Raw genomic sequence first — 5,551 nt, 5'->3', positions numbered from 1 at the left:
TGCCGGAAGTGCGGCTACCGCGGACACGCGGATGCCGTCGGCGCCTGGAATATCAGCCTCGCGATTAGCGGCCTGGCCGAGGCGGCGTAAGCCGCCGTTCGAGGGCCGCCGCCCGGTGCGGTAACGCTTTTCGGCGGAACGCAGCCGGGGCGGGCCGATGACCCGGCCCAGATGGCGCTGCGATGAGGCCGAAGCTGAAAGGCATGAGGCCGAGCAAGCGCTAACCTCCCCGTGGGAATCCCCGGAATTCATTCCGGGGAGGAGGTCAACGGACCTATGTTAAAATAAAGAACAGCGCACGTACAATATGAAAAAATGGAGGGAAGGGCATGCGGCGCGTCGAAAGCCCTCTCATCGGCCGGACCTACCGGTTCGGCCCGTTTCGCGACACCGTGGAAAGCCTCGGCTTTGCCATGAACGAAACGTTCGACTACCATACCGCCGCCTTTGATTACGTGCTCCACAAGAGCAAGACGGACGTCGACTTTTACCTGCGGCTCGACGTCGACGCCGTTCGGGGCTACATCGAACAGCCGCAAGCCGAAATCATCGTCCGGGATATCCGCCTCCTCCGGGCCGTATACCATCGCGGCTTTGATTACGACGGCGACATCCCCCGGGAGATGGTCGCCAAGGCGGAAGCCGTCCTCCGGACGCTGCACGAGCGGCTGAAGGTGGAAGCGGCGTTTCGCATCGCCTGACGCCGACCCTAACGTTAAGGAGAGACCGGACCCGATGGCCATGGACGAAGACCGCGGATCGGTCCGTTCCGTCGAACGGGCGCTCGACATTTTGCTCGCCTTTACCGAACAGCGAGAGCTCGGGCTGACGGAGGTCGCCAAAGCGGTCGGCCTCCACAAAAGCACCGTCTTTCGCCTGCTGCACACTCTGGAGCGGAAAGGGTTCGTCGTCCGAGACCCGGACACCGACCGATACCGCCTCGGCTTTCGCATCTTCGAGCTCGCCGCCAGCATGAACCACGCCGACGATCCGCTGGCCCTCGTCCTGCCGGAGATGGAGCGGCTCCGGGATGCCGTCGAAGAGACGGTGAGCCTCTACATCCGAGACGGCCTGGAGCGCATCCGCGTCCAGGCCGTCCAGAGCAATCAGGTCATCCGCCGCGTCGCCCCCATCGGTCAGCGGCTGCCGCTTTTCGTCGGCGCCTCCAGCAAGGTCCTCGTCGCCTTCTCGCCGTCGGACGTGCTCGAGGCGCTCCTCGAACATCCGGACTGGCCGGCGGGCATCGACAAGGCCGCCTTCCGGCGGGAGATCGACGACGTCCGCCGGAAGGGCTACGCGATGAGCTTCGAAGAACGGGAGGAAGGGGTGGCGGCCGTAAGCATCCCCGTCTTTCGACCGAACGGCGACATCTTCGCCGCCCTGACCGTCTCCGGTCCGGTGCAGCGCCTCTCCCGGCGGCGGATGGAGGAGATGCTGCCGGAACTTCTCGCCTCCGGCCGGCGAATGGAAAAGCTGGTCCGATGACGCCGGCCCGCGGCGTCCGACGAAGGGAAAAACCCGTTGCCGACGGCTCATCCGCCGCTCATCGACCCCTCCGCCGGCGGCGTGACGATGAGCCCGTTTTTGAGCGCATAGTCGACGAGCTCGGCCCGGGTTTTGAGCTCGAGCTTGCGCAAAATGTTCGCCCGGTGCGTTTCCACCGTCTTGACGCTCAGGTGGAGCGCCTGGGCGATTTCTTTGTTCGAATGGCCCTGCGCCATGAGGACGAGCACTTCCGTCTCCCGCGTCGAAAGGGGCTTTTGCCTGCCGGCGGCCTGGTTCCCCACGTCCCGGATCATCCCCCCGTAGCGAAGGCGGACCCGCTCCGGGAGATACGGCCGCCCTTTTGCCCCCTCCCGGAGCGCCCGCACGATCTCCTCCGGTTCATCGTGTTTGAACACCACGCCGGCCACGTCGGCGGCCAGCATCGCCTGCAAATGCGCCGTGTCGTCGAACATCGTCAGCATGACGACCCGCACGCAGGGAAAATCTTCCGCCAGCCGCCGGGCCACGGTGATCCCGTCGAGCCCTTTCGGCATGTGGACGTCCAGGAGAACGGCGTCGACCGGTTTCCGGAAGACTTCCCGCAGCGCTTCCTCCCCCGAAGCCGCCTCGCCGACGACGGCGATGTCGCCTGTCCGCTCCAGGATGAGCCGGAGCCCCTGCCGGACGACGGCGTGATCGTCCACGATGACCACCCGGATCATCGCCTTCCCCCCTTTGCATCGCCCCGCGCCCTGGACGCCCACGCCGCCTCCGACCAGGACGCTTTTGGCGGGCAGAGGCGGTCACAGCGGTCCGCCGCCTCCGGCGGCTCCGGCCGGGGAAAGCAAAACCAAAGGCGCGTGCAACGCCCCGGCCGCGACTTGATCCAGAGCCGTCCGCCCATAGACGCCGCCCGTTCCGCCATGCTGCGGAGGCCGAGCCCCGACGCTTCGGCCGCCCGGCGGACGTCAAATCCCCGGCCGTCGTCGACGATGAGCACCCGACACGTACACGTTCCGCAGCCGACCCGGACCAGCACCGTCCGGGCTCGGCCGTGAAAGACGGCGTTGTGAATCGCTTCCTGCACGATCCGGTAAACGTGGGTCGCCTGCCGGCCCTGAAGCGCCGCTTCGACCGTCGGGGGAAAGGCCCCGACCACCTCGATCTCCACCGTACGGCCGGTCCACTGCGCCGCCAGCTGCCGGAGCGCCGACGTCAGGCCGAGATCGTCGAGGGCCGGCGGATAGAGCGCCTGCGACAGCGCCCGGAGCTCCCCGACCCCTTCTTCCAGCAGTCCGATCAGGTGACGCACCTTCTGCTCCTTCTCCGGGACGCCCTGCACCTCGTAGGCGAGATCGTCCAGGCCGAGGCGCACGCCGTAGAGCAGCTGCAGCACGCCGTCGTGGATTTCCAGCGACAGGCGCCGGCGCTCTGCTTCCAGCACCTCCAGCGTCCGGCGGTGGAGTTCCGCCCGGCGCCGGAGCGCCTCCGCCTGGCGTCGGACCGTCGCGTCCCGGATCGTGATCACCATGTGCCCCGCCTTCGGCTCGACGTCGACCAGAAACGACCGCGTCATCGTCACCGGCACCATCGTCCCCCAGCGGGTCGGCATCTCCGATTCCAGCTCATCGATCGCCTGCTGGGCGGCCAAAAAACACCGCTCCTCGCCTTCGGCAACTTCCCGTTCCTGACAGAACCGGCAGTACGGCACCGGCTCTCCGAGCTGCCAGCCGGTCATTCGCTCGGCCGCCGGGTTGAGGTACGTGATCGTCCGGCGGCGATCCATGACCACGACGCCGTCGTTTAAGGCGTTCAAAATTTTGCCCAACGTCTGGGCATCGAGCGCCGGCGTCCCCATCGGCCCCCTCCCTTCCCGGTCGTCTTTCCGGCGATCCGGCGATCGTTCCTGCTCCGTTCCGGTCGAACGCCCCCGGCCGAGATGTGACGACAGACAGAAGTGAAAACACCATCGATTCAGTGGATTCCCCGATGGGCTTGAAAGCGGTCCCATGATACGCTTTTCTCAACCGCCGTCCCGGGTTACTAAAACCATACCATACTCCGGATGGGGGAGGAAACCGATGCGCTTCAAAATCGTCATCGTCGGCGGCGGGACCGGCGGCATCACCGTCGCCGCGCAGCTCCTTCGCCGCTGGCGGGCCTTATCCGGCGAAATCGCCATCATCGAGCCGTCGGAAAAACATTACTACCAGCCGCTCTGGACGCTCGTCGGCGCCGGCATCACGCCCCTGAGCGTCACCGTCCGGGAGGAAGAACGGGTCATCCCGCCGGGGGCCGTCTGGATCCGCGACGCCGTCGAACTGTTCCTCCCGGGAGAAAACCGAATCGTGCTCAAAAGCGGCGAATCGATCGCCTACGACTGGCTCGTCGTCGCCGCCGGCATCCAACTCGACTGGGACAAAATCGACGGCATCCGAGAAGCGCTGGAATCGGGGACCGTCGGCTCGAACTACGCCTTCGACACCGTCGAAAAAACGTGGAATGCCCTGAAGCGGTTTGAAGGCGGGATGGCCCTCTTCACCGCCCCCAACACCCCGGTCAAGTGCGGCGGCGCGCCGCAGAAAATCATGTACCTCGCCGAAGACTCCATGCGCCGAAAAGGCGTGCGCGCCAAGGCGACCGTCCGCTTCGTCTCCGGCGGCACGATGATCTTCAGCGTGCCGAAGTTTGCCGCCACCCTAAACCGCATCGTCCGCGAGCGGAACATCGAGACGCACTTTCGTCACAACCTCGTCGCCCTCGACCCCGTCAAGCAGGAAGCGATTTTTGAAAATCTCGAAAGCGGCGATCGGGTGCGGATGCCGTACGACTTCCTTCACGTCGTCCCGCCGCAGAGCGCCCCCGACTTCATCAAAGAAAGCCCCCTCGCCGACGCCGCCGGCTGGGTCGACGTCGACATGCACACGCTCCAGCACAAACGCTACCCGAACGTCTTCGGCATCGGCGACAACACGAACCTTCCGACGGCCCGAACCGGCGCCGCCATCCGCAAGCAGGCCCCGGTCCTCGTCCACAACCTCCTCGCCGCCATCCGGGGCGAACCGCTGTCCGCCCGCTACAACGGCTACGCCTCCTGCCCGTTGGTGACCGGCTACGGCCGCCTCATGCTCGCCGAATTCGTCTACGGCGACGTGCCGAGCGAGACGTTTCCCTTCGACCAGGCCAAAGAGCGCTTTTCCATGTACGTGCTCAAGAAGGAACTCCTCCCGATCATCTACTGGGACGGCATGCTCAAAGGCGTGATGTGACGCAAAGGAGGAACGCCGATGACCGCCGAACGCGCCTCCCGCACCACCAACGATGCGCCGACCCTCGAAGCCGTCCTCGCCGATCCGGCCGTCGAACGGGCCCTCGTCGACCTCCTGCACGATCTCCCCGAGTGGGCGGCCCGCCTCAAGGCCCTCGGCAACCTCCTCGCCTTCGCCGAACATCTCCTCGCCGACCGGGAGTCCCTGACGTATCTCCTCAGCGGCCTGAAAGAAGATTGGCCTCCGGTCACCCTCGACCGGGAGACGCTGGCCGCCCTGCTCCGGCTGCTCGACAAGGCGCCGCGCCTCGTCGCCCTCCTCGACAAGATCGAACCGATGGTCGAGTTTGCCGTCGCGCTGGCGGAGGATCAGGAATCGCAGCGCTACCTCTGTGAAAGCGTCCAGAGCTACGTGGCGCCGTTCAAAGAAAAGGCCGCCGAGGCCAAAGCCCTCGTCGACGCCATCCGCCGCCGGGCGCAGGAAGACCGCACGCCGGTCGGCGTCTTCGGCTTGATGAAACTCCTCAAAGAGCCCGTCGTGCAGGAACTTCTCATCACCCTCCGGGCCGCCGCCAGCGTCCTCGGTGAACGGAAAGGACACGGACGATCGTAAGCAACAAGAATCCAAGGAGGCGACCGGCATGCTCCTTCGGACGTTTGTCGACGAAAAGCTCGCCCACTACTCGTACCTCGTCGGCTGCCAGGCGACCGGCGAGGCGATCGTCATCGACCCGATGCGGAACATCGAGCCGTACCTCGAGACGGCCGCCCGGGAAGGCGTCCGCATCGTCGGCGCCG

The 5,551-nt window shown here is 66.0% G+C and carries 6 protein-coding genes and 1 pseudogene; 5 read left to right on the top strand and 2 right to left on the bottom strand.

The genetic code is table 11. The features are described from left to right. Positions 1 to 329: 329 nt before the first annotated feature. Together SA87_RS09305 and SA87_RS09300 are read left to right on the top strand one after the other, a co-directional pair. Positions 330 to 701 (top strand): YugN family protein, encoded by a 372-nt coding sequence (locus SA87_RS09305; protein WP_066202322.1) that lies wholly within the window; start codon positions 330 to 332, stop codon positions 699 to 701. A 40-nt stretch (positions 702 to 741) separates the two neighbouring features. Next, on the top strand, positions 742 to 1,485 hold the full coding sequence (locus tag SA87_RS09300; protein WP_066202323.1) for an IclR family transcriptional regulator: 744 nt from the start codon (positions 742 to 744) through the stop codon (positions 1,483 to 1,485). 47 nt (positions 1,486 to 1,532) lie between these two features. On the opposite strand, the gene SA87_RS09295 is transcribed toward SA87_RS09300, so the two are convergent. Next, the gene (locus SA87_RS09295) at positions 1,533 to 2,207 is read right to left on the bottom strand and encodes a response regulator transcription factor (protein WP_066202320.1); all 675 of its coding nucleotides are present in this window, start codon (positions 2,205 to 2,207) and stop codon (positions 1,533 to 1,535) included. Further along, positions 2,204 to 3,343, bottom strand: a complete 1,140-nt coding sequence (locus SA87_RS09290) for a PAS domain-containing sensor histidine kinase (protein WP_066202319.1) — start codon at positions 3,341 to 3,343, stop codon at positions 2,204 to 2,206. Before SA87_RS09290 ends, SA87_RS09295 begins: the two co-directional genes overlap by 4 nt. A 223-nt stretch (positions 3,344 to 3,566) precedes the next feature. Between SA87_RS09290 and SA87_RS09285 the strand changes: the two genes are divergently transcribed. From SA87_RS09285 to SA87_RS14080, 3 genes and pseudogenes are all read left to right on the top strand, one after another. Further along, positions 3,567 to 4,754 (top strand): NAD(P)/FAD-dependent oxidoreductase, encoded by a 1,188-nt coding sequence (locus SA87_RS09285; RefSeq protein ID WP_066202316.1) that lies wholly within the window; start codon positions 3,567 to 3,569, stop codon positions 4,752 to 4,754. 18 nt (positions 4,755 to 4,772) lie between these two features. Further along, positions 4,773 to 5,366, top strand: coding sequence for a hypothetical protein (locus SA87_RS09280; protein WP_066202314.1), 594 nt, complete (start codon positions 4,773 to 4,775; stop codon positions 5,364 to 5,366). Between the two features lie 28 nt (positions 5,367 to 5,394). Beyond that, a pseudogene (locus SA87_RS14080) lies at positions 5,395 to 5,551 on the top strand (MBL fold metallo-hydrolase); the annotation flags it as partial.

The sequence above is a fragment of the Hydrogenibacillus schlegelii genome (assembly GCF_001653195.1).
Lineage (GTDB): Bacteria > Bacillota > Bacilli > Thermicanales > DSM-22653 > Hydrogenibacillus > Hydrogenibacillus schlegelii.
Note: the sequence above shows the minus strand (reverse complement) of the source record. Positions and strands in the feature narration are given on the sequence as shown.

Bases quoted from the DNA above. Each gene is read 5' to 3' on its own strand.
- SA87_RS09305 (WP_066202322.1), top strand. From the start codon at position 330: ATGCGGCGCGTCGAAAGCCCTCTCATCGGCCGGACCTACCGGTTCGGC.
- SA87_RS09300 (WP_066202323.1), top strand. From the start codon at position 742: ATGGACGAAGACCGCGGATCGGTCCGTTCCGTCGAACGGGCGCTCGAC.
- SA87_RS09295 (WP_066202320.1), bottom strand. From the start codon at position 2,207: ATGATCCGGGTGGTCATCGTGGACGATCACGCCGTCGTCCGGCAGGGG.
- SA87_RS09290 (WP_066202319.1), bottom strand. From the start codon at position 3,343: ATGGGGACGCCGGCGCTCGATGCCCAGACGTTGGGCAAAATTTTGAAC.
- SA87_RS09285 (WP_066202316.1), top strand. From the start codon at position 3,567: ATGCGCTTCAAAATCGTCATCGTCGGCGGCGGGACCGGCGGCATCACC.
- SA87_RS09280 (WP_066202314.1), top strand. From the start codon at position 4,773: ATGACCGCCGAACGCGCCTCCCGCACCACCAACGATGCGCCGACCCTC.